Below are 21,723 nucleotides of genomic sequence, written 5' to 3' on the forward strand. Positions count from 1 at the left end.
AGATGATGGCGATGTCTGAGAACGGTTCACTTCGACGCGGGCGCCCCGGGTACGACCAGCAGGGGATCCTCGAGGTCGCCGTCGCCGCGTTCAACCAGTACGGCTACGACGCGACCTCGATGGGGGTGCTCGCCGATCGACTCGGCCTGTCGAAGTCGGCGATCTACCACCACTTCGCCTCGAAGGACGAGATCCTCGAGCGCGCGCTCGACGACGCACTCAGTGCTCTCGAGGGCGTGCTCGGCGAATCGGACGCCACGCGCGGCCGCGCCGCCGATCGGCTCGAGGCGGTGCTCGGCGGCGCCGTGCACGTCCTCGTCGAGAAGCTGCCGTCGGTGACGATGCTGCTCCGCGTGCGCGGCAACACCGAGGTCGAGCGGCGAGCGCTCGCCCGGCGGCGAGCGTTCGACCGGGCGGTCACCTCGCTCGTCGAGGAGGCGCAGGCAGAGGGCAGCCTCCGCTCCGACATCGACCCGAGCGTCGTGGCTCGCCTCGCCTTCGGCATGATCAACTCGATCGTCGAGTGGTACCGCCCGGGTGGCAAGGAGGACGCCGACCGGCTCGCCGGCGACGTGATCGCCATCGCCCTCGACGGGCTGCGCATGCCAACCTCGAATCGCGTCGAAGAGCTCATCGAACGGGGACCAGCATGATCGAACCACTCGACGGCCTGCCCGCAGGCGTGATCGGCTTCCGTGCCGTCGGCACGATCGAGGCCGAGGACTACCGCGACGTGCTCGACCCGGCGATCCATGCCGCGCTCGACGCGCACGGGCGTGTCGACTGCGTCTTCGTCATGGGCGAGGAGTTCGACCACTACTCGCTCGGGGCGATGTGGGAGGACGCGAAGCTCATCGGCCTCCCCCACTCGGCGTGGGGTCGTGCGGCGTTCGTCACCGACCACGACGTGCTCGCGGGCATCGCGACCGCGTTCGGCGGGCTCGTGCCCGGGGAGTTCCGCGTGTTCCCGCTGGCGCAGCGCGACGAGGCGATCGCCTGGGTGGCGGAGTCGGCGTCGGCGCCGGCGTCCTCCACGTCGTCGGACTGACTCGGTCGACGCCGGGCTGCGCCGATCGCGGCCGCACCGGTCACTTCACTCGAGCATGCGCATGCGATCGCTGCGGGCGAGGAACGTCGCAGCGACGATCGTCACGACGCACAGCACCGCCGGGCCGATCGTCTTGCCCACGTCGCCCTGCACCGCGCCGATGAACGAGTCGATGCCCTGCACGATCGTCATCGCCACCGCGATGGCGAGGAGGCCGGCATCGGACCGGAACATCGGGGCCACGAGCGCCATCACGACGAGCGCGACGCTGCGCGATGTCGCGTAGAGCGCGTCGCTCGCCTCGATTCCACCGTCGATCACGGCGAGCACCGAGTAGGTGACGCTCACCCCCGCGCTGATGACCGTGACCGCGTAGCAGATCCAGAAGGCCGCACCACGGGCGGCGGTGCGCGTCGATTCGCTCATGGCTTCAGGGTGGACGGCGAGCGGCCCGCCGTCAAGCATCACGCCGCGGGGCGCGGCATCCGGTTCGTCAGATGCCGGCGGGATGTCGCGCGGCGCGGCGCTCGACCGGTCGCCGCTGTCTGCGGCCCAGCCGTCGCGGCGGCACGCGTCTCGGCTGCAGCCGGTTCGGCTGCTTCGGCGCGGCGCTCCAGTGCGACCCTGCGGCGCTCGAGGTCGCGGGCGATGCGGTCGTCGTTCGCGGCGACGAGGTGCGGGAAGGTGAGTTCCGAGATCAACATGTGTCTGCTCCTGTGTGTCTGAGTCGAGACTCCTCGCTAAGGAGGGCTCGAGACATCCGCAGATCGCCCTATTCTTCGTCCCACCGTCTGAGGTGGCTCCAGCACTCCGCCCAGCCGCTTGTCGGCCGCGTGCGCCAGAGTGGGGGGATGACCCTCGCAGCGCCGCCCGCCGACACCCGATCCGCTGCGCTCGCCGCGCTGCGCGAACTCGTCGGGCGTGACGACGCCGAGTTCCACGACGGGCAGTTCGAGGCGATCGAAGCCCTGGTCGAGGGGCGCCGCCGTGCGCTCGTCGTGCAGCGCACCGGGTGGGGCAAGTCGGCCGTGTACTTCGTCGCGACGCTGCTGCTGCGCCGACAGGGCGCCGGTCCGACGGTGCTCGTCTCACCGCTCCTCGCCCTCATGCGCGACCAGATCTCGGCCGCCGAGCGAGCCGGGGTGCGGGCCGTGGCCATCAACTCGACGAATCCGCACGAGTGGAGCGACGTGCTCGCCCAGCTCGACCGCGACGAGGTCGACGTGCTGCTCGTCTCCCCCGAGCGGCTCAACAACCCCGCGTTCCGCGAAGAGCAGCTGCCCGCGCTCGTGCGGCGCATCGGCATGCTCGTCGTCGACGAGGCGCACTGCATCAGCGACTGGGGCCACGACTTCCGGCCCGACTACCGGCGGCTCCGCGACCTCATCTCGCAGATGCCGGCCGAGGTGCCGGTGCTCGCAACCACGGCGACGGCGAACAGCAGGGTCGTCGCCGACGTCGCCGAGCAGCTCGGCACGGGCGCGGCCGACGGCGAGGCCGCCGCTCCCGAAGTGCTCACGATCCGCGGGCCGCTCGCCCGGGCGTCGCTGCGACTCGGCGTGCTGCGGCTTCCCGACTCGCCGAGCCGGCTGGCCTGGCTCCTCAGCCACCTCGACGACCTGCCGGGTTCGGGCATCATCTACACGCTGACCGTCGCCGCCGCGAACGACACCGCGCGCCTCCTGCGCGAACGCGGCCACGAGGTGCGCGCCTACACGGGCCAGACCGACACCGACGAGCGCACCGAGTCCGAGGGCATGCTGAAGCGCAACGAGGTGAAGGCGCTCGTCGCCACGAGCGCGCTCGGCATGGGCTTCGACAAGCCCGACCTCGGGTTCGTGCTGCACCTCGGCGCACCGTCGTCGCCCGTGGCCTACTACCAGCAGGTCGGCCGCGCCGGCCGTGCCAGCGAGAGCGCCGACGTGCTGCTGCTCCCCGGCACCGAAGACGCCGCGATCTGGCACTACTTCGCGACCGCGTCGATGCCCGATCAGGAGCGTGCGGAGCGCGTCATCGGCGCCCTCTCCGACGTTCCCGTCTCCACGCCAGCACTCGAGGCGATGGTCGACATCCGCCGCACCCCGCTCGAGCTCCTGCTGAAGGTGCTCGACGTCGACGGGGCCGTGCGCCGGGTGCAGGGCGGCTGGGTCGCGACCGGCATGCCGTGGGTCTACGACGCCGAGCGCTACGAGCGCATCGCCGCCGAGCGGCTCGCCGAGCAGCAGCACATGATCGAGTACGAGCAGACCGACGGATGCCGCATGGAGTTCCTGCAGCGTTCCCTCGACGACGACACGGCGGCGCCCTGCGGGCGGTGCGACAACTGCGCGGGCGTCTGGTTCCCACGTGAGATCGCGGCATCCGCCACGGCCACCGCCACCGAATCACTCGACCGCGTCGGTGTGCCCGTCGAACCGCGCCGCGCGTGGCCGACGGGCGCCGACCGTCTCGGCGTGCCCGTGAAGGGGCGCATCGCGCCGGCCGAGCAGGCGAGCGAGGGCCGGGCCCTCGCACGACTGACCGATCTCGGGTGGGGCGGCACGCTGCGCGAACTGTTCGCGGCGGGCGCGCCTGACGCGCCGGTCACGCCGCAGGTGCTGGCGGCCTGCGTGCGCGTGCTCGCCGACTGGGGCTGGGCCGAGCGGCCGGTGGCGGTCGTGGCGATGCCGTCGCGCTCGCGCCCGCAGCTCGTCGACTCGCTCGCCCGGGGCCTCGCCGAAGTCGGGCGGCTTCCCTACCTGGGCGCCCTCGAGTTCCGCAACGGCGGGCCGACCGGCCAGCCCGGCGGCAACAGCGCGTTCCGGCTCGCCGGACTGTGGGACCGGTTCTCGGCCGACGGCCTCGACGTGCCGGCGGGCGGCGTGCTGCTCGTCGACGACCAGGCCGACAGCCGGTGGACCCTCACCATCGCCGCACGCGAGCTCCGCCAGGCGGGCGCGACCGAGGTGCTGCCGTTCGCGCTCGCGCTGCGGGGCTGAGCGCTAGGCGGTCGCCGGCGCGAGCTCCTTCGCCACGAGCGTGAGCACGTCGTACGACGCCACGAGCTCGTCGTCCTGGTTGCGCAGCACCGCGTCCCAACGAACCTCGCCGTACTCGTCGGTCTCGCGCGGCGTGATCTGCTTCGCCGTGAGCTCGACGCGGATCGAGTCGCCCGGCGACACCGGCGTCACGAAGCGCAGGTTCTCGAGGCCCGAGTTCGCGAGCACCGGCCCAGGCGCCGCGTCGACGAACAACCCGGCAGCCCACGACACGAGCAGGTAGCCGTGGGCGACCCGGCCCGGGAAGAACGGGTTCGCCGAGGCCGCGGCCTCGTCCATGTGCGCGTAGAACGTGTCGCCAGTGAACGCGGCGAAGGTCTCGATGTCCTCGAGCGTCACGGTGCGCGACGCGCTCACGACCTGGTCGCCGATCCTCAGCTCGGCGAGCGACTTGCGGAACGGGTGCTCACCGCCGGGCTGCGACGAGGCGCCGGCGTGCCACACGCCGGTGAGGGCGGTGAGCATCTCGGGCGAACCCTGCACGGCGGTGCGCTGCATGTGGTGCAGCACGGCGCGGATGCCGCCGAGCTCCTCGCCGCCGCCGGCCCGGCCGGGTCCGCCGTGCACGAGGTTCGGCAGCGGCGAGCCGTGGCCGGTCGACGAGCGGGCGTCGTCGCGGTCGAGGAAGAGCACGCGGCCGTTGTAGGCGGCCATGCCCGTCGCGAGCGCCACGGCGACCTCGGGGTCGTGGGTCGCGACGCTCGTCACGAGCGATCCGCCGCCGCGAGCGACGAGCGCCGCCGCCTCGGCGACGGTGTCGTAGCCGAGGATCGACGAGACCGGGCCGAACGCCTCGACCTCGTGCAGCGCGGGGCTCGAGGCATCCGCGAACCGCAGCAGCATGGGCGCGACGAACGCGCCGTCGGATGCCTCGCCGGTGGCGCCGTCGGCGAGGGTGACCGCCGGGGCATCCGTCGAACCGATGACGAGCTCGCCGCCGCCGGCCTCGAGGCGGCCGACCTGGCGGAGCACCTCGTCGCGCTGCGCGATCGAGGCGAGCGGGCCCATCGTGACGCCCTCGGCGCGCGGGTCGCCGACGACGACGCGCTCGGCGATGCGCGCGCGCACGGCCTCGATGACCGCGTCGACGGATGCCGCGGGCACGATCGCCCGGCGAATGGCCGTACACTTCTGGCCCGCCTTCGTCGTCATCTCGGCGACGAGCTGCTTCACGTAGGCGTCGAACTCGGGGGTGCCGGCCACGGCATCGGTGCCGAGCACGCTCGCGTTGATCGAGTCGGTCTCGCTCGTGAACCGCACGCCGCCGGTCTGCACCGAGTCGTGCGCACGCAGCTTCTCGGCGGTCGACGCCGAGCCGGTGAAGGCGACGAGGTCGCCGAGGCGCAAGTGGTCGAAGAGCGTCGGCACGCCGCCAGAGACGAGTTGCAGCGAGCCGTCGGGCAGCAGACCCGACTCGACGAGGATGCGCACGAACGCCTCGGCGAGGTAGCCCGTGGGCGTCGCGGGCTTCACGAGCGTCGGCACGCCGGCGAGGAAGGCCGGTGCGAACTTCTCGAGCGAACCCCACACCGGGAAGTTGAAGGCGTTGATCTGCACGGCGACGCCGGGCAGGCGGGTGTAGATGTGGCGACCGAGAAACGAGCCGTCCTTCGAGAGCTGCTCGACCGCGCCGTCGACGTAGACCTTCGAGTTCGGCATCTCGCGACGCCCCTTCGAGGAGTACGTGAAGAGCACGCCGATACCGCCGTCGATGTCGACCCACGAGTCCTGCTTCGTCGCACCGGTGCGCGCGGAGAGCTCGTAGAGCTCGGCCTTGCGCTCGGTCAGCGCGAGCGCCATCTGCTTGAGCAGCACCGCGCGCTGGTGGAAGGTGAGCTCGCCGAGCGAGGCCTGACCCGTGGTGCGCGCGTAGTCGAGCGCGGCGCCGAGGTCGAGCCCCTCGGTCGAGACGCGAGTGACGACCTCGCCGGTCGAGGCGTCGCGCACCTCGGCGGCTTCAGCTGCGTCGTGAGCCTGTCGAAGGGCGGGCGTCCACCACTGGCCGTTCACGTAGCTCGGCAGGATCGTGTTCATGGGTGTTCCTTTCACGGGGCGTCCCAGAGGTAGAAGCCCTCGCCGCTCTTGCGGCCGAGCTTGCCCTCGGCGACCATGCGGCGCAGCAGCGCGGGCGGGGCGAAGCGCTCGCCGAGCGTCGAGGAGAGGTACTCGGCGATGCCGAGTCGCACGTCGAGGCCGACGATGTCGGTCAGGCGCAGCGGGCCGATCGGATGCTTGTAGCCGAGGGTCATCGCGGCGTCGATGTCCTCGGCGGAGGCGACTCCGTCTTCGAGCATTCGGATCGCCTCGAGCCCGAGCATGACGCCGAGCCGCGAGGAGGCGAAGCCCGGGGCATCCGCGACGACGATCGGGGTCTTGCCGATCGCGCGCACCCAACTGCGGGCCTGCTCGACGAGCGGCCCCTCGGTCGCCTCGCCGCGCACGATCTCGACGAGCGTCGACGCGGGCACCGGGTTGAAGAAGTGCATGCCGAGGAACCGCGACGGCCGGTCGAGCAGGGCGGCGAGCTGGTCGATCGAGATCGACGAAGTGTTGGAGGCGAGCGCCGCACCCGGCGCGAGCACGGCCTCGACGCGGGTGAGCGCGTCGATCTTCAGCTCGAGGTCTTCGGGCACGGCCTCGACGACGAGGTCGCAGCGGGCGAAGTCGGCGACGTCGGTCGAGGCGGCGAAGCGGGCGGCGATGGCCGACTCCTCGTCGTCGGCGGTGCCGCGTGCGACGGATGCCGCGACGGAGTCGAGCACCCGGGTCGAGGCCGCCGCGGCGGCAGCGGCGTCGCGCTCGACGACGGTGACCCGCGAGCCCGCGAGCAGGAAGGCGTGAGCGATGCCGGCGCCCATGCGCCCGCCGCCGAGCACGCCGACGTCGGCCGGAGCCCCGGTGTCGGTCTCGTTCACTTCTGCTTCCTCTCGAGGAACTCGGTCATGCGGCGCAGCTTCTCGGGGCTCTCGAAGAGCACGGCCTGCTCCTCGAGGTCGACGGCCGGGTGCGCGGCGCGCGGCGCACGGAACACGCGCTTCGTCGCGATCGTCGCTGCACGGTCGTTGCGGGCGATGCGATCGGCGATCACGTGCGCCGCGGCGAGCAGCTCGTCGGCCGGGTGCAGTTCACTCACGAGCCCGATCTCGAGCGCCTCGCCGGCGGTGATCGTGCGCCCGGTGAGCAGCAGCTCGATCGCACGGGCGTCGCCGACGATCTCCTTCAGCCGCCAGCTCGCGCCGGCCGCGGCGATGATGCCGAGACCCGTCTCGGGGTTGCCGATCTTCAGCGCGGGCGTCGCGATGCGGATGTCGGCGGCGTAGGCGAGCTCGGCGCCCCCGCCGAGCGCGTATCCGTCGAGCGCGGCGATCACGGGCATCGGCAGCAGCGCGAGGCGCACGAAGGCGTTCGCGTTGATGCCGGCGCGCGCGTCATCCGCCCGCCGCTCGCGGAGCTGGGCGATGTCGGCGCCCGAGGCGAAGACGCCGCCGGCGCCCGTGAGGATGAGCGTGCGCGGGATCGCCTCGAGCTCGGCGCACAGCAGGTGCAGCTCGTCGATCGTGGCCTGGTCGATGGCGTTGCGCTTCTCGGGCCGGTTGAGCGTGGCGATCACCCGGTCGTCGCGGCGCTCGACGAGGAGCGGGCTGCTGCTCGCCGAGCCGGCGACGGCGGGCATCAGACGCGCTCCACGATGAGCGCGCTGCCCTGGCCGACGCCGACGCACATCGTGGCGAGGCCGTAGCGCGACTGCTCGCGCTCCATGCGGCCGAGCAGCGTGACGACGAGGCGCGAGCCCGACGAGCCGAGCGGATGCCCCAGGGCGATCGCTCCCCCGTCGGTGTTCACGCGCTCGGGGTCGAGCCCGAGGCGGCGCATCGAGGCGATCGACTGGGTCGCGAACGCCTCGTTGAGCTCGACCGAGCCGATGTCGTCGAGGTCTAGCCCTGCGCGCTCGAGCGCCTTCTCGGTCGCGGGCACCGGGCCGAGGCCCATGATCTCGGGCGGCAGCCCCGCCGACGATCCGACGACGACGCGGGCGCGTGGCGTGAGTCCGTAGCGTTCGACGGCGGCGGCGCTCGCGACGAGGATCGCCGAGGCGCCGTCGTTCAGCGCACTCGAGTTGCCCGCTGTGACGACGGAACCGCCGTGCACGACGGGGCGCAGCCCCGCGAGTGCCTCGAGCGTGGTCTCGGGCCGCGGGCCCTCGTCGACGAGCACCTCGCCGCGATGGGTCGGCACGCCCACAATCTCGGCCTCGAACCGGCCCGCTGCGATGGCCGCCGCCGCCCGCTGCTGCGAGCGGAGGGCGAAGGCGTCGGCCTCGTCGCGCGTGATGCCGTCGATGCGAGCGACCTCTTCGGCCGTCTCGGGCATGGAGAAGGTCGCCTTGTCGCGGGCGAGGAGCTTCGGGTTCGGGAAGCGCCAGCCGATCGACGTGTCGTACGCTGCGCCGGGCTTGGCCCACGCCCGATCGGGCTTGGCCTGCACCCAGGGTGCACGGGTCATCGACTCGACACCGCCGGCGATGATGAGATCGGCGTCGCCGGCCCGGATCGCCTGCGCAGCCATCGTGATCGCCGACATGCCCGAGGCGCAGAGCCGGTTGACCGTGATGCCGGGCACCTCGTCGGGCAGGCCCGCGAGCAGCACCGACATGCGGGCGACGTTGCGGTTGTCTTCGCCGGCCTGGTTCGCGCCGCCGAGGATGACCTCGTCGATCGCGCCGAGCTCACCAGCTTGGTCGAGTCGCGTGCGCCGCACGAGTTCCCCGACGACGAGCGCGGCGAGATCGTCGGGTCGCACCCCTGCGAGCGCCCCGCCGTAGCGGCCGACGGGCGTTCGCACGCCGCCGACGAGATAGGCCTCCGCCATGGTCCACTCCTGACTGCACTGTCATCCGCGGCCGCAATTCCCGACCGAACGTTCAGGAAGTAAGTATGGCAAACGGATGACGCGGCCGCCACTCGTCGCGCCCGACACGCCTCAGCCGGCGAGCACGAGCTCGGCGTACCGCACCGTCGCGTCGGCGGGGGCGCCGATCGAGTACCCGGCGCCGTCGTGCGAGAAGACCAGCGTGCAGTACTTCGCGCCGTCCGTGCAGTCGGTTACCGCGACATCCCCGGCGGCCATGCCGACGAGCGCGACCGGCGTGAGCAGTGCGGCACCATCGGCCCGCGCTGCGAGGTCGGCGACGAGCGCCGCGCCGGTCGGAGCGATCACGAGCAGCGGGTTATAGCCCGGTCCCGAGCACGGAGTGAACCCGGCCAGGTATCCGGCGGCGTCGCCGAACCGGACCCGCTCGGGGAGCGCCGCGCCGATCGTGCTCCACTCGGCCGGCGAGCCGTCGAACGTCTCGATCTCGGCGGCGGGCAGCACCGACTCGCAGTCGACCTGCTCAGCCGGACTCGCGGTGCCGAGCCCCGTCGGGCCTGCGGCATCCACCGCCTCGACGGCGGACGCCGCGACGGCGACCACGCGGTCGAGCACCGCCCGAGCGTCCATCCCGGCGAACACCGACCGGTCGGCATTCCATCCGTCGGGCGTCAGGTCCACCTGGATCCACGCGTCTCCGATCGGCACCGAGACGCGGCATCCGGGGTCGCCGCACGTCGCGAGGCCGGGAGCGCCGCCGACGTCGCGGTGGTCGGTGTCCTGCGCGGGCCCGTCGCCCATGAGGTACGGCTGCCACAGGGGGCCGCCGCCCGGCAGCACCTCCACCCGGAGGTACCGCCCGTCGGTCGCCCCGTATTCGTCGGGGTTCACCGCGGCCCCCGCCCGCCACGAGCAGTCGAGCCCGCCCGCAGCGGTGACGGCCATCTCGCCGAGACCGGCACGCGGCCACCAGGCCTCGACGAGTTCCGGCGTCGCACCGTCGACACCGGTCAGCGCTGCAGCCACGAGGTCGGCCGACGCGAGGTCCTCGCAGGTCAACGCCCCGGCCGGCGCGGTCTCCACCGGCGTCGGCGCCGCGATCGGCGGCTCCGTCGGTGTCGGCGCGGATGCCACGCAGCCGGTCAGGAGCAGGACGAGGGCAGCGGCGGCGACACCGCCGGAGATGAGACGCATGGCGCGAGCCTAGTGGCCGCCCGAGCGCGGCGATTCAGGGATGTCCCGGGTGACGACGAAGGCCCGTGTCCGCAGACACGGGCCTTCGCTCGTTCAGTTCGCGCGAGTTCAGCCGGCGCGTTCCTCATCGGCCGGGGCCGACTCGGTCTCGACGATCTCGATGGTCTCCTCGACCTCGATGATCTCGACGACGTCATCGATCTCGATGATCGCCTCGACGGCGTCGAGCGTCTCGACCGCAGCGTCGGCCTCGGCCGCGGCAGCGCCGCGCTCGAGTTCACCCGCGAAGTCGTCGCCGAGGCGCATGTCGACGAAGTCGACGTCGATCTCGGCCCGGTCGAGCAGCTCGACCATGCGACGCTGGCGGTTGCGCGGGATGAGCGTGACGACCTGACCGGTCTTGCCAGCGCGGCCCGTGCGGCCGGAACGGTGCAGGTACGTCTTGTACTCGTCGGGCGCGTCGGCCTGGATGACGAGGTCGATGTCGTCGACGTGGATGCCGCGTGCAGCGACATCCGTCGCCACCAGCACGTTGACCCGGCCGCTCGTGAGCTGCTGGAGGTTGCGCGTGCGGCGCGACTGGTTCAGGTCGCCGTGCAGGGCGACCGCACGGATGCCGTAGTCCTCGAGGTGCTCGGTGAGGTCTTCGGCGAACGCGCGGGTGCGGGAGAAGACGAGCGTCTTGCCCTCGCGGTTCGCGAGCTCGGCGACGATGTCGCGCTTCTCGTGGTTGCCGATGACGAACACGCGGTGCTCGATCGTCGAGGAGGCCTGGTCTTCACCGGCGACCTCGTGCACGGCCGGGTCGACGAGGAACTCGTCGACGAGCGCCGCGACGCCCTTGTCGAGGGTGGCCGAGAAGAGGAGCTTCTGGCCGCCGTTCGCGGTGTGGCGGATGATGCGCTGCACCGGCTCGAGGAAGCCGAGGTCGCACATGTGGTCGGCCTCGTCGAGCACCGTGATGACGACCTCGGAGAGGTCGAGTCGACGCTGCTCGATGAGGTCCTCGATGCGGCCGGGGGTGCCGATCACGATGTCGACGCCGCGCTGGAGCGCGCCGACCTGGCGCTGCTGCGGCACGCCGCCGTAGATCTGCGTGGTGAAGAGGCCGACGCTCTGCGCGATGGGCTGCACCGTGCGGTCGATCTGCAGGGCGAGCTCGCGGGTCGGGGCGAGGATGAGCGCGCGGGGCTTGCGGCCCATCTGGCGCTTGCCGCCGGCCTTGCCGGACTCGGCCCAGAGCTTCATGAGGCGCTCGACGGTCGGAGCGCCGAAGGCGATGGTCTTGCCCGAGCCGGTCTTGCCGCGGCCGAGCACGTCGCGACCCTCGAGCACGACCGGGATGGTCGCCGCCTGGATCGGGAACGGCGACTCGGCGCCGAGCTGCTTGAGCGCGCTCACGACGTTGCCACCGAGACCGAGGTCGGCGAAGCTCACGCCGTCGGCGTCGGTCGCCTGGATGGCCTGGGCCTCGAGGCGCTCGAGCACGACGTCGTCGTTCGGGGCGAAGCGGTTGCCCTGCTCCTTGGCCGGGTAGAAGCTCGAGTCGCGGCGACCCGACTCCTTGAAGCCGGGCCGGTCGAAATCACGGCGAGGAGCGCGGTCGTCGCGGTCGTAGGAACGGGCCGGACGGTCGGGGCGGTCGAACGAACGCGCCGGACGGTCGTTGCGGTCGAACGAACGCGCCGGACGGTCGGGGCGGTCGAACGAACGCGCCGGACGGTCGGGGCGGTCGTTCCGGTCGAAGGAGCGGGGAGCGCGATCGTTGGTACGGGGCGCGCGGTCGTCGCGGTCGAACGAACGCGCCGGGCGATCGCTGCGGTCGAAGGAGCGAGGGGCACGGTCGTCGCGGTCGAACGAACGCGCCGGGCGATCGTTGCGGTCGAACGAACGCGGCGCGCGGTCGTTGGTACGGGGCGCACGGTCATCGCGGTCGTACGAACGAGCCGGGCGATCGTTGCGGTCGAACGAACGCGGCGCGCGGTCGTTGGTACGGGGCGCACGGTCATCGCGGTCGTACGAACGAGCCGGGCGATCGTTGCGGTCGAACGAACGCGCCGGGCGATCGTTGCGGTCGTTCCGGTCGAACGAACGCGGTGCGCGGTCGTTGCGATCGTTGGTACGGGGTGCACGGTCGTCACGATCGAACGAACGCGGTGCGCGGTCGTTGCGGTCGAACGAACGGGGAGCGCGGTCGCTGCGGTCGAACGAACGGGGTGCACGGTCGTTGCGGTCGTTCCGGTCGAACGAACGGGGTGCACGGTCGTTGCGGTCGTTCGAACGCGGTGCACGGTCGTCACGGTCGTACGAACGAGCCGGGCGATCGTTGCGGTCGTACGAGCGGGGAGCCCGCTCGTCGCGGCCGTCACGCTCGGAGCGGTGCGGTGCGCGGCCGGTGGCGACGCGCTCGTCGCGCGACCAACGCTCCTTGCGAGGCTCGTCGGCCTCGGGGCGGTAGCCGCGGTGGCCTTCGCTGCGCGAACCGGGCTTGGACGATCCGGCGCGTGCCGGGCCGCCCTTCGAGCCGCCCTTCGCGTACGAGGGATCGAAGTTCTTGGCGGGCCTGCCGCCTTGGGGCTTCTTGTTCTTGGGCATGGTGACTTCCTGGGTTGTACTCGTGTACATGGCAGCGCCACTGCAGGCGCAGCACACTGAGAACCCGGAGCATCGTCGACCGGGGCCGTTCACATACGGTGACTATCCGAGGCCTTTGCCTCGAAACCGGCCCTTTGGACTCACAAACCCATCCGCGCACAGCGCGGTGTCCAGAACCGACTCGGCCACGATACCGGAATCGTCTGGGAAAGTCCCGCACGCGGCATCCGCGCTGCGGCGGTGCGGCTCAGCCCTCGGGTGCCGGCGACACCTCCGGCGACGGTGAGGGCCCGGAGGCCTCCGTCGCACCGGAGAGCTCCCATGCCCCGCTTGTGCACTCGTAGAAGGTCACCGTCTCGGTGTCGATGAAGATGTCGCCGTCGGCCGTGCAGGTCTCGGCGGCGGGCTCGCCCGCACCCAGCACGACCTGCGTGCCGGGTGCGCCGGGCGCACCCGTCTCGCCCGCGGCACCCGTCTCGCCGGTCGCGCCGGTCTCGCCGGTGGCGCCGGTCGCGCCCGGCGCTCCGGCGAGGTTCTCCGCCGCCGACACCCGGATATTGCCGACGAGCTGCCAGTCGCCGTCCGTGAACAGGTAGACGTCGGCCGTGGCGATGTCGATGTACACGTCGCCGTCGTACCCCTTGCCCGACTCGGGCGCGCCGGAGCCCGCGCGCACGGCGGATCCCGCCGGGAGGATCTCGGCGATCGCCTCCTCATAGGCGGCCTCGTCGATCTCGGCGGTCGTCGGCGGCGGTGTCGGCGCGGCCTCGTTCGCATCGGCCGAACGCGCCAGCGTCGCCCCCAGGAACGACGCCACGAAGGAGAGGAGCACGACCGCTGCGCCGACCCAGAGCAGCATCGCGCGGCTCACGCCCGCGGGCTTCGCGGGCGCCTCGGCAGTGGTCGTCTGCTGCGGCGACGCCCCGCTCGGTTCCGATGGTGCGTTCTGCGGATTCCGGTCGTCGGTCATTGCGTGCACCCCTCACGTCTCGCGCTCCGGTCGACCCGTGACGGCACGGTGCAGAGCCGCGTCGCGCTCAGCGTAGCGAGCGCGATCGGCGATCGATCGCGGCACGCGGGCGGGCGAGCCACTTTCGAAATCGCGGCGAAACACCCGAGACGTAGGCTCACCGCATGCCGCAGCACCCCGCGCCCGTGATCGTGACCGTCAGCATCGAACCGCCGCGCCAGGCCGAGGTCGAGCGGCTGCTCGACGCCAGCACCGCCTTCGCGCAGAGCCTGTATCCGCCCGAGAGCAATTTCCTCCTCGACATCGCGACCCTCGAGCGACCCGAGGTCGCCTTCTACGTGGCACGCGACGGCGAGCGCGCGGTCGGCATCGCAGCACTCGTCGCCGAAGCGGATGCCGCGCGAGGCGAGTTGAAGCGCATGTTCGTCGATCCCGCGGCGCGCGGGCTCGGCGTCGCGGCGGCCCTGCTCGAACGCATCGAGGCGGATGCCGCGGCACGCGGGCTCGTCGAGATCGTGCTCGAGACCGGCGACCTCCACGACGCGGCGCAGGCGCTCTACACGCGTTACGGCTACCGGGAGATCCCGCAGTTCGGCCAGTACGTCGGCGAGGCGCACTCGGTGTGCTTCGCGAAGCCGCTGATCGCCGCGGGGAAAGCGTTTCCACCGGCGCGAAACGTGAGGTAGCATCACTCCACCCCTGAACACGGAGCCCGGTGTGACCTCGACCCGACGCACAGGCGGCTCCGGCACTCGCGCCCGGCGAGTGGTGTGGGCTGCCGCGGCGACTGCAGCCGCCATCGCGAGCGTGAGCGCGCTCTCGGGCTTCCACGTGCCCCTGCGCGAGATCGACCCGAAGGGCGCCGAAGCGGCGAGCGAGGTCGTGACCGCCGAGCTCATCGGCATCCGCACCTTCACGGCGCCCGACCGCATCACGGTCGAGGCCGACGTCGAGTACGGCGTGCGTGAAGACGGCACGCTGCTCACGCTCGACGTGTGCACGCCGGCGGGCGCGGAGCTCACCGCCGAGGCGCTGCCAGCGGTCGTCTCGATCCACGGCGGCAGCTGGGCACGCGGCGACAAGGCGAACGCCGACTGGCGGAACACCTGTCTCTGGCTCGCGAGCGAGGGCTTCGTCGCGGCATCCGTCAACTACCGGCTCGTGCCCGACGTGCGGTTCCCCGCCGCGATCGACGACGTCGCACTCGCGGTCGAGTGGCTGCGCGACCCCGAGCAGGCCGAGCGGTTCGGCATCGACCCGGCTCGCATCGGCGCGTTCGGCGGATCGGCCGGCGGCAATCTCGCCGCCCTGCTCGGCACCGCCGGCGAGGGTCCGCTCGACACGGGCTCCCGGGTCGCGGCGGTCGCCGAGCTCTCGGGCCCGGTCGGGCTCGGGGCTGCCGAGCTCGCCGCCGACGGGGCATCCGACTGGTTGCGGCGCATCGTCGGCGAATACCTCGACTGCGAGCCCGGCGCGAGCGACGAGCAGTGCCCCCAGGCTGCGGACGCGTCGGCCGCGAGCTTCGCGGACCCGAGCGATCCGCCCGTCTTCATCGGGCACGCCGACGCCGAGGTCGTGCCGCTCGGGCAGGCCGAGCGCTTCGCCGCCGCCCTCGCGGCCGCGGGCGTGCCCGCCGAGGTCGTGATCGTGTCGGGAGCCGAGCACTCGATCGGCATCCTCGATGCGGAGATGCGAGCCCGCGTCGCCGCGTTCCTGCACGCGCACCTCGGCTGAACACCCGGGCGGCGCGGGCGCCGGGCCGAAACGCGACCGGTCACCGCTCGGCACCCCCTGCGCTGAACCCGCCGCTGCCCGTAGGCTCAGGGCGTCTGCACGGGAGGCATCATGCCCGAACACGATCCATCAGACCGCGATGCATCCAGGTCATCCGGTCACGACTCACCGGCGCAACTGTCGCGCGCCGACTGGCGCATCATCGTCACGCGCACGGTGCACGAGTACCGCATCAACCAGGTGCACGACATCGCGGCGGCCCTGACGTTCTACGTGCTGCTCACGATCTTCCCCGCGCTGCTCGCCGTGCTCGCACTGCTCGGCATCTTCGGCAGCGCGGAAGCCGTCGTGGCCGATGCACTGCGGATGCTGGAGGAGCTCGGCGGGGCATCCGTCGTCGAGGTCCTCCGCGAGCCGCTCGATCAACTGCTGAACGCATCGCATGCCGGGCTCGCCTTCGCGACCGGTGTGATCGCCACCCTCTGGGCCGCTTCGGGCTTCGTCGGCACGTTCGGCCGTGGCATGAACCGCATCTACCGGGTCGAGGAGGGCCGGCCGTTCTGGGAGATGCGACCCGCGATGCTCGCGGTGTCCGCGGTGCTCGTCGTGCTCGGCGCGATCGCCGCGGCGGGCCTCGTGGTGACCGGTCCCGTCGCCGAGGCGGCGGCCCGCGTGCTCGGCCTCGACGAGGGGGTCGCCTTCTGGTGGGATCTCGGCAAGGTGCCGGTGCTCGCCGCGATCGGCGTCCTCGTGATGGCGCTGCTGTACTGGGCTGCACCGAACGTGCGGCGAGGGCACCTGCGCTGGTTCAGCGTCGGCGCGATCGCCGCCCTGCTCGCCTGGGTCGTGACGACGTGCCTGTTCGCGCTGTACGTCTTCGTCGTCGGCAGCTACGAGCGCGTCTACGGCGTCCTCGGCGGAGTCGTCGCCTTCCTGCTGTGGGTCTGGCTCTCGAACCTCGCGATGCTCTTCGGCGCGGTGCTCGACACCGAGGTCGAACGGGCTCGCCAGCTGCGTGCCGGGCTCCCGGCGGAGGAGCAGGTGCGCCTGCCGCTCCGCGACGACCGGGTGATCGCCACGAATCGCGCCCAACGCCTGCGCGATGTACGCGCCTCGGCGAGCATGCGCCCCGATGCGGTCGTCGACGGCGTCACCCCGCCGGCCGGGCTCCGCCCGCACGGCTGATCGGCACAGTACCCGCGTAGGGCCCGCGAATCGTCCTCGGGAGGGATGCAGCGCCGCGCGCCGCGTGATTGGCTACTGGCATCATGGCGAAGACCCATCACTCCGAGCAGAGCACGGCGGATGCCGCGGCGCAGGTCGGATCCGCGACGCCGACGCGGCCCGCGACGCCCCCGCCGCCGCCGCCGGCGCCGCTCCCGCCCGTGCCCTCGATCCCCGCTGCGCCCGCGCGCCTCGCGCGCATCACGGCCGACGAACGGCAGTTCCGGGCCTGGATGCTCGTGTCGACCTCGCTCCTCGCCATCATCCTCTTCGCCGTCTCGGTGCCGCTCGCGGCCACCATCTACGACGTCAACCTGCTCGCCGCGTTCGGTACGTGCCTCGCGCTCGCGCTCGCCCTGCCGCTTGCAGTGCGGTGGCCGTGGGTCGCCGCGAGCGTCTCCGCGGCCGGGCTCCTCGCCTTCGCGTTGCTCACCATGAACTCCGACGGCTGGCCGTGGCCGTGGCCGGTCACTTCGATCGTGAGCCAGGGCGTGCTGCTCATCGTGCTCGGACTCATGTGGGAGTGGCGCCTCGGGCTCATCGCCTGGGGCATGGGGGTCGTGGTGACCTTCCCGTTCGCGTTCGTCGACACGGGCGCGGCGGCCAGCATGATCACGGGCGCCGCCGTCACGGCACTCGCCTGCGCGATCGCGGTGCTGCTCGCGCAGCGCCGCGTGATCGGCGTCGAGCTCTTCCGCGAGCGCGCGCATTCCGCCTCCGAGCAGCAGCGCCGCGTGCTCGTCGAGGAGCGCAACCGCATCGCGCGCGAACTGCACGACGTCGTCGCACACGGACTGTCGATCATCCACGTGCAGGCGACGAGCGCGCCGTACCGGGTCGAGGGGCTGAGCGACGCCGCCAAGACGGAGTTCTCCGAGATCGCGGCCTCCGCCCGCTCGGCGATGACCGAGATGCGGCAACTGCTCGGGGTGCTGCGCAGCGCCGACACCGCGGCCGAGACCGCGCCGCAACCCGGGCTCGCCCAACTGCCCGAGCTCGCGGCATCCGTCGAGCGCGCCGGCGTGCCGGTGACGCTGGCCGTCGACGCCTCCCTCCACGACGGCGGACTCGCCGCGACCGCGGCCTACCGCATCGTGCAGGAGGCGCTCAGCAACGTCGTGCGCCACGCGCCCGGGGCGCCCACCTTCGTCTCGGTCGAGGTGCTCGCCGACGACCTCGTCGTGTGCATCGACAACGATGCCGCGACGGATGTCCCGGCGCCCGACGCCAAGGGCGGCGGCCACGGTCTCATCGGCATCGGCGAGCGCGCGGCACTGCTCGGCGGGCGCGCCGAGTTCGGCGAACGGCCGGGCGGCGGATACCGTGTTCTCGCGACCCTTCCGCTCGGGTCGGACGGAGGCGCGGTGTGACGATCTCGGTGCTCATCGCCGACGACCAGGCGATGGTGCGAGCCGGTTTCGCGGCGGTGCTCGCCGCCCAGGCCGGCATCGAGGTCGTCGGGCAGGCCGCCGACGGCGACGAGGCCGTGGCGATGGCGCGCGACCTGCGCCCCGACGTCGTGGTGATGGACGTGCGAATGCCCGGCCGCAACGGCCTCGAGGCGACCCGCGACCTGCAGACCCCGCCGCGGTCGAGCGACTACGTGCCGCGCGTGCTCATGCTGACGACGTTCGACATCGACGACTACGTCTACGAGGCGCTGCGGGCCGGAGCGAGCGGATTCCTCCTGAAGGACGCGACGCCCGAAGAGCTCGTCGCCGCGGTGCGCATCGTCGCCGCGGGCGACGCGCTGCTCGCGCCGAGCGTGACCCGCCGCCTCATCGAGGACTTCGCCCGGTCGGCTCCGCCGCCGCGCATCGACGCCACCCGTCTCTCCGAGCTCACCGAGCGCGAGCGCGAGGTGCTGACCCTCGTGGGCCGCGGGTTCTCGAACACCGAGATCGCGGCGGCGCTCTTCATCGCCGAGCAGACCGTCAAGACGCACGTGTCGAAGATCCTCTCGAAGCTCGGCCTCCGCGATCGAGTGCACGCCGTCGTACTGGCGTACGACACGGGACTCGTGCAACCCGGTTCCTGACCAGTACGCCCGTATGAGCCGGAACGGCTCCACGGGGTGATGAACACCTCGGCACCGCGTCCCTAGCCTGCCGTCATGACGGAGATCCCGTTCGGATGGAGGCGGTCATGACCGACGTACAGGCACCCTCGACCGACCACGGCACCGCGGCAGCCGCTCGCCGCTCGCCGGCGGTCCCGCACGACTCGGCGGTCGCGCGCGACTCGAGCGTCGATGCGATCCGCGTGGCGCTGCTCGTGGTCGTGTTCGCGCTGCACGCGATGATGGTCGGCGTCAGCGTCGGGCCCGACGGCCCGGTGCTCGAGAACGCCCTCGAAGGGCAGTCCTGGTTCGCCGCCGTGAGCTGGGTCGTGCAGATCATGCCGTTGTTCTTCATCGCGGGCGGGTTCTCGAGCTTCCTGCACTGGCGCTCGATGCGCGCACGCGGTGCGAGCGGCGCCGACTACGTGCGGGCACGGATCGAGCGGCTCGTGCGGCCGGCGATCGTGCTCGTCGGCGTCGTTGCCGCCGCACTCGTCGCCCTCTCGCTCGCCGGGCTCGCTCCCGAGCTCGTGGCGACCGCCGGCTTCCGCATCGGCCAGCCGCTGTGGTTCCTCGGCGTCTACCTCGCGACGTCGGCGCTCGTGCCGGTGATGGTGCGGGCCCACGAGCGAGCCCGGGTGCTGACGCCGATCGCCCTGCTCGCAGGCGTCGTGGCCGTCGACCTGCTGCGCCTCTCGACGGGGCTCGAGGGACTCGGGTTCGTGAACCTCCTGCTCGTCTGGCTGCTCGTGCAGCAGCTCGGCTTCCACCTCGCCGACGGCACTCTCGACCGCTGCTCCCCCGCCGCACTCTGGTCGGTCGCCGGCGGCGCGCTCGCACTGCTCGCCACGATCACCCTCTCGGGGCCGTACTCGGCCGACATGTACGAGAACCTCAACCCGCCGAACGTCTGCCTCGTGGTGCTCGGCGTCGCCCAGCTCGCGCTCTTCCAACTGGCCCGCCCGCGCATCAGGGCCTGGGTGGAGCGAGCGGATGCCTCGCGGCTCGTCTCGGCCGTCGGCGAGCGCGCGATGACCGTCTACCTCTGGCACATGCCCGTGCTCGTCGGGCTCGCCGGGGTGCTGCTCGTGGCCGAAGCCCGCATCGGGTTCGCGCTGCCTGAGCCGATGAGCGCCGGCTGGTGGGCGAGCCGGCCGATGTGGCTGGCCGTCGCGGCCGTCGTCGTCGTGGGGGTCACGCTCGTGTTCGCCCGGTTCGAGCGTGCGCCCCAGGGGGCTCGCCCCGTGATGCGCCGCTCCTCGACGGCCGGTTCGGCGGCGATCGATGCGCTCTGCGGAGTGACCGGTGTCGCCGTCGTGCTGGTCACCGGGTTCGGACCGGTGCAGGCCGCCATCGCGCTCGCGCTGCTGACCATCGCGCTGCGGGGCAGCGCGAACCTCGGTGCGGCGTTCGCGGGGGCCACCGCGGCGATGCGGAATCAGCGCAGATCGCGGCGCAACGGGATCGCGACGGCGAGCCAGGCCGCCACGGCCGCGTAGCCGAGCAGCACGAGCCCGCCCACGAGCGGCGACGTCGTCGACGCAGCGGCCATCGGCAGCTGCTCGGCGATCGCGTCGCCCAGGAAGGTGAAGTCGGTCAGCGCGGCGGTCGCGCCGCCGGGGAGGAACGGGTGGATGACGTTGACCCCGGGAACGATCATGAGCACGTGCTCGAGGAAGTAGAAGTACCCGAGCACGACGCCGACCGCGAGCAGCTGGTTGCGAGCGAGCGCGCCGATCGCGACACCGAGCACCATGTACACGGCTGCCGCGAACGCGAGTCGTGCGAGCAGCGCGGCGAGCGACGCGAGCGACACCCCGAGTTCGACTCCCTGCACCGCGGCACCCGCCACGACGGCGAGGCCGGCGAAGAGGGAGGAGACCAGGCCGTACGCGATGCCGAGGGCACCGAAGACGACGAGCTTCGCGGCGAGCACCCGGCCGCGACGGGGCACCGCCAGGAAGGTCGTGCCGATCGTGCGATGCCGGTATTCACCGGTGACCGCGATCGTGCCGATGAGCGCAGGCACGAAGAGCAGGAGCCCGCTCATGCCGACGACGATGCCGACCCCCTCGGCGGTGTCGAGCCCGGGAAGCGGCGGCGTCGCGTTCTCGGGGCCGATGAGGGCGAGGAGCCCGGTGAGGCCGCCTCCGCAGAGTGCGGCGGTCAGGAGCGACCAGAGCGGAAGCCTGGTGGCGAACAGCTTGGCGGCCTCGCCGCGGAGCAGGCGGTTCATGCGCGGATCCCTTCGGTGCCGGAGGGAAGCGACGAGGCGCCACCCGAGGTGAGTTCGAGGAACGCGGCTTCGAGGCTCGTTCCACGTTCCGTGAATCCGGAGAGCGGCCCGGTCCACGTGGTGCGACCGCGGTCGATGAGCACGAGATCGTCGATGCCGTGCTGCAGTTCGGTGAGCACATGGCTCGAGATCAGCACCGTGCCCCCGTTCGCCGCGAACCCGCGGAGGAAGGTGCGCAGCCAGACGATGCCGGCGGGGTCGAGCCCGTTCGACGGCTCGTCGAGCACGAGCACACCGGGGTCGCCGAGCAGTGCCGTCGCGAGCGAGAGCCGCTGCCGCATACCCGTCGAGAAGCCGCCGACGCGGCGGTCGAGGTACTCGCTCATGCCCGTGAGTTCGGCGACCTGCTCGGCACGCCCGGCGTCGTGCCCGCCCAGGGCGCAGTAGCTGCGCAGGTGCCCCCGGGCGGTCATCGCCGGATGCGCCCCGGCGAGGTCGAGCACGGCCCCGACGGTGCCGGTGGGGTCGGCGAGCTCGGCGTACGGCCGGCCGCCGATGAGCGCGGTGCCCGAGTCGGGGCGCGCGAGGCCGAGCAGCATGCGGAGCGTGGTCGACTTGCCGGCGCCGTTCGGGCCGAGGAAGCCGGTGACGCGGCCGGGGGCCGCGACGAACGTCGCGTCGCGCACGGCCTCGACGTCGCCGATGCGCTTCGCGAGGCCGGAGACCTCGATCTGTGCGGTGATCATGGAGCGGATC

20 protein-coding genes are annotated in these 21,723 nt (G+C 72.3%); 9 read left to right on the top strand and 11 right to left on the bottom strand.

Annotated features, from left to right (window positions below; translation table 11 throughout):
* Positions 1–11 precede the first annotated feature (11 nt).
* A complete protein-coding gene (locus tag BJY17_RS10210; protein WP_179551248.1) occupies positions 12–653 on the top strand; it encodes a TetR/AcrR family transcriptional regulator in 642 nt (213 codons plus the stop codon).
* Entirely contained in the window at positions 650–1,048 is a 399-nt protein-coding gene (locus BJY17_RS10215; RefSeq protein ID WP_179551249.1) for a SpoIIAA family protein, read from the top strand. The genes BJY17_RS10210 and BJY17_RS10215 overlap by 4 nt, the downstream gene beginning before the upstream one ends.
* A gap of 45 nt (positions 1,049–1,093) precedes the next feature.
* Here BJY17_RS10215 and BJY17_RS10220 read toward each other — a convergent pair whose 3' ends face one another.
* Together BJY17_RS10220 and BJY17_RS10225 are read right to left on the bottom strand one after the other, a co-directional pair.
* On the bottom strand, positions 1,094–1,474 hold the full coding sequence (locus BJY17_RS10220) for a hypothetical protein (protein WP_179551250.1): 381 nt from the start codon (positions 1,472–1,474) through the stop codon (positions 1,094–1,096).
* Between the two features lie 38 nt (positions 1,475–1,512).
* Positions 1,513–1,752, bottom strand: a complete 240-nt coding sequence (locus BJY17_RS10225; protein ID WP_179551251.1) for a hypothetical protein — start codon at positions 1,750–1,752, stop codon at positions 1,513–1,515.
* Positions 1,753–1,899: 147 nt separating this feature from the next.
* Here BJY17_RS10225 and BJY17_RS10230 point away from each other — a divergent pair, with 147 nt between their 5' ends.
* On the top strand, positions 1,900–4,026 hold the full coding sequence (locus BJY17_RS10230; RefSeq protein WP_179551252.1) for a RecQ family ATP-dependent DNA helicase: 2,127 nt from the start codon (positions 1,900–1,902) through the stop codon (positions 4,024–4,026).
* 3 nt (positions 4,027–4,029) lie between these two features.
* Here the strand turns inward: BJY17_RS10230 and paaZ are convergent, their stop codons facing one another.
* The 7 genes from paaZ to BJY17_RS10265 all read right to left on the bottom strand — a co-directional run bounded on the left by paaZ (position 4,030) and on the right by BJY17_RS10265 (position 13,714).
* Positions 4,030–6,120, bottom strand: a complete 2,091-nt coding sequence (paaZ, locus tag BJY17_RS10235; protein WP_179551253.1) for a phenylacetic acid degradation bifunctional protein PaaZ — start codon at positions 6,118–6,120, stop codon at positions 4,030–4,032.
* An 11-nt stretch (positions 6,121–6,131) separates the two neighbouring features.
* A complete protein-coding gene (locus tag BJY17_RS10240; protein ID WP_179551254.1) occupies positions 6,132–7,001 on the bottom strand; it encodes a 3-hydroxyacyl-CoA dehydrogenase family protein in 870 nt (289 codons plus the stop codon).
* Positions 6,998–7,759 carry an enoyl-CoA hydratase/isomerase family protein gene (locus tag BJY17_RS10245; protein WP_179551255.1) on the bottom strand — a complete coding sequence of 254 codons (762 nt, stop codon included), beginning with the start codon at positions 7,757–7,759 and terminating at the stop codon, positions 6,998–7,000. The genes BJY17_RS10240 and BJY17_RS10245 overlap by 4 nt, the downstream gene beginning before the upstream one ends.
* The gene (locus tag BJY17_RS10250; protein WP_179551256.1) at positions 7,759–8,955 is read right to left on the bottom strand and encodes an acetyl-CoA C-acyltransferase; all 1,197 of its coding nucleotides are present in this window, start codon (positions 8,953–8,955) and stop codon (positions 7,759–7,761) included. The genes BJY17_RS10245 and BJY17_RS10250 overlap by 1 nt, the downstream gene beginning before the upstream one ends.
* A 111-nt stretch (positions 8,956–9,066) precedes the next feature.
* Positions 9,067–10,149, bottom strand: coding sequence for a hypothetical protein (locus tag BJY17_RS10255; protein ID WP_179551257.1), 1,083 nt, complete (start codon positions 10,147–10,149; stop codon positions 9,067–9,069).
* 108 nt (positions 10,150–10,257) lie between these two features.
* Positions 10,258–12,744 carry a DEAD/DEAH box helicase gene (locus BJY17_RS10260; RefSeq protein WP_179551258.1) on the bottom strand — a complete coding sequence of 829 codons (2,487 nt, stop codon included), beginning with the start codon at positions 12,742–12,744 and terminating at the stop codon, positions 10,258–10,260.
* Positions 12,745–12,991: 247 nt separating this feature from the next.
* On the bottom strand, positions 12,992–13,714 hold the full coding sequence (locus BJY17_RS10265) for a collagen-like triple helix repeat-containing protein (RefSeq protein WP_179551259.1): 723 nt from the start codon (positions 13,712–13,714) through the stop codon (positions 12,992–12,994).
* A gap of 164 nt (positions 13,715–13,878) precedes the next feature.
* On the opposite strand from BJY17_RS10265, the gene BJY17_RS10270 reads away from it, so the two are divergent.
* The 6 genes from BJY17_RS10270 to BJY17_RS10295 all read left to right on the top strand — a co-directional run bounded on the left by BJY17_RS10270 (position 13,879) and on the right by BJY17_RS10295 (position 20,230).
* The gene (locus BJY17_RS10270; RefSeq protein ID WP_218889883.1) at positions 13,879–14,400 is read left to right on the top strand and encodes a GNAT family N-acetyltransferase; all 522 of its coding nucleotides are present in this window, start codon (positions 13,879–13,881) and stop codon (positions 14,398–14,400) included.
* Between the two features lie 31 nt (positions 14,401–14,431).
* Positions 14,432–15,448: an alpha/beta hydrolase fold domain-containing protein gene (locus BJY17_RS10275; protein ID WP_179551260.1), complete on the top strand. Its 1,017-nt coding sequence runs from the start codon at positions 14,432–14,434 to the stop codon at positions 15,446–15,448.
* A 111-nt stretch (positions 15,449–15,559) separates the two neighbouring features.
* Positions 15,560–16,633, top strand: coding sequence for a YihY/virulence factor BrkB family protein (locus BJY17_RS10280; protein ID WP_179551261.1), 1,074 nt, complete (start codon positions 15,560–15,562; stop codon positions 16,631–16,633).
* An 83-nt stretch (positions 16,634–16,716) separates the two neighbouring features.
* Complete coding sequence (locus BJY17_RS18945; protein WP_179551262.1) at positions 16,717–18,042, top strand: sensor histidine kinase; 1,326 nt, start codon at positions 16,717–16,719, stop codon at positions 18,040–18,042.
* Entirely contained in the window at positions 18,039–18,710 is a 672-nt protein-coding gene (locus BJY17_RS10290) for a response regulator (protein WP_179551263.1), read from the top strand. The genes BJY17_RS18945 and BJY17_RS10290 overlap by 4 nt, the downstream gene beginning before the upstream one ends.
* 107 nt (positions 18,711–18,817) lie before the next feature.
* The gene (locus BJY17_RS10295; protein ID WP_179551264.1) at positions 18,818–20,230 is read left to right on the top strand and encodes an acyltransferase family protein; all 1,413 of its coding nucleotides are present in this window, start codon (positions 18,818–18,820) and stop codon (positions 20,228–20,230) included.
* Here the strand turns inward: BJY17_RS10295 and BJY17_RS10300 are convergent.
* Positions 20,170–20,967, bottom strand: coding sequence for an ABC transporter permease (locus BJY17_RS10300; RefSeq protein ID WP_179551265.1), 798 nt, complete (start codon positions 20,965–20,967; stop codon positions 20,170–20,172). The two genes, BJY17_RS10295 and BJY17_RS10300, sit on opposite strands and share 61 nt — an antisense overlap.
* A complete protein-coding gene (locus tag BJY17_RS10305; protein WP_179551266.1) occupies positions 20,964–21,713 on the bottom strand; it encodes an ABC transporter ATP-binding protein in 750 nt (249 codons plus the stop codon). Before BJY17_RS10305 ends, BJY17_RS10300 begins: the two co-directional genes overlap by 4 nt.
* Positions 21,714–21,723 lie beyond the last annotated feature (10 nt).

Origin of the sequence: Agromyces hippuratus (genome assembly GCF_013410355.1) — a bacterium.
In the GTDB taxonomy this organism is placed as follows: Bacteria; Actinomycetota; Actinomycetes; order Actinomycetales; family Microbacteriaceae; genus Agromyces; species Agromyces hippuratus.

Coding starts and splice junctions, on each gene's coding strand:
- BJY17_RS10210 (WP_179551248.1), top strand. CDS start 12: ATGTCTGAGAACGGTTCACTTCGACGCGGGCGCCCCGGGTACGACCAG.
- BJY17_RS10215 (WP_179551249.1), top strand. CDS start 650: ATGATCGAACCACTCGACGGCCTGCCCGCAGGCGTGATCGGCTTCCGT.
- BJY17_RS10220 (WP_179551250.1), bottom strand. CDS start 1,474: ATGAGCGAATCGACGCGCACCGCCGCCCGTGGTGCGGCCTTCTGGATC.
- BJY17_RS10225 (WP_179551251.1), bottom strand. CDS start 1,752: ATGTTGATCTCGGAACTCACCTTCCCGCACCTCGTCGCCGCGAACGAC.
- BJY17_RS10230 (WP_179551252.1), top strand. CDS start 1,900: ATGACCCTCGCAGCGCCGCCCGCCGACACCCGATCCGCTGCGCTCGCC.
- paaZ (WP_179551253.1), bottom strand. CDS start 6,120: ATGAACACGATCCTGCCGAGCTACGTGAACGGCCAGTGGTGGACGCCC.
- BJY17_RS10245 (WP_179551255.1), bottom strand. CDS start 7,759: ATGCCCGCCGTCGCCGGCTCGGCGAGCAGCAGCCCGCTCCTCGTCGAG.
- BJY17_RS10250 (WP_179551256.1), bottom strand. CDS start 8,955: ATGGCGGAGGCCTATCTCGTCGGCGGCGTGCGAACGCCCGTCGGCCGC.
- BJY17_RS10255 (WP_179551257.1), bottom strand. CDS start 10,149: ATGCGTCTCATCTCCGGCGGTGTCGCCGCCGCTGCCCTCGTCCTGCTC.
- BJY17_RS10260 (WP_179551258.1), bottom strand. CDS start 12,744: ATGCCCAAGAACAAGAAGCCCCAAGGCGGCAGGCCCGCCAAGAACTTC.
- BJY17_RS10265 (WP_179551259.1), bottom strand. CDS start 13,714: ATGACCGACGACCGGAATCCGCAGAACGCACCATCGGAACCGAGCGGG.
- BJY17_RS10270 (WP_218889883.1), top strand. CDS start 13,879: ATGCCGCAGCACCCCGCGCCCGTGATCGTGACCGTCAGCATCGAACCG.
- BJY17_RS10280 (WP_179551261.1), top strand. CDS start 15,560: ATGCCCGAACACGATCCATCAGACCGCGATGCATCCAGGTCATCCGGT.
- BJY17_RS18945 (WP_179551262.1), top strand. CDS start 16,717: ATGGCGAAGACCCATCACTCCGAGCAGAGCACGGCGGATGCCGCGGCG.
- BJY17_RS10295 (WP_179551264.1), top strand. CDS start 18,818: ATGACCGACGTACAGGCACCCTCGACCGACCACGGCACCGCGGCAGCC.
- BJY17_RS10300 (WP_179551265.1), bottom strand. CDS start 20,967: ATGAACCGCCTGCTCCGCGGCGAGGCCGCCAAGCTGTTCGCCACCAGG.
- BJY17_RS10305 (WP_179551266.1), bottom strand. CDS start 21,713: ATGATCACCGCACAGATCGAGGTCTCCGGCCTCGCGAAGCGCATCGGC.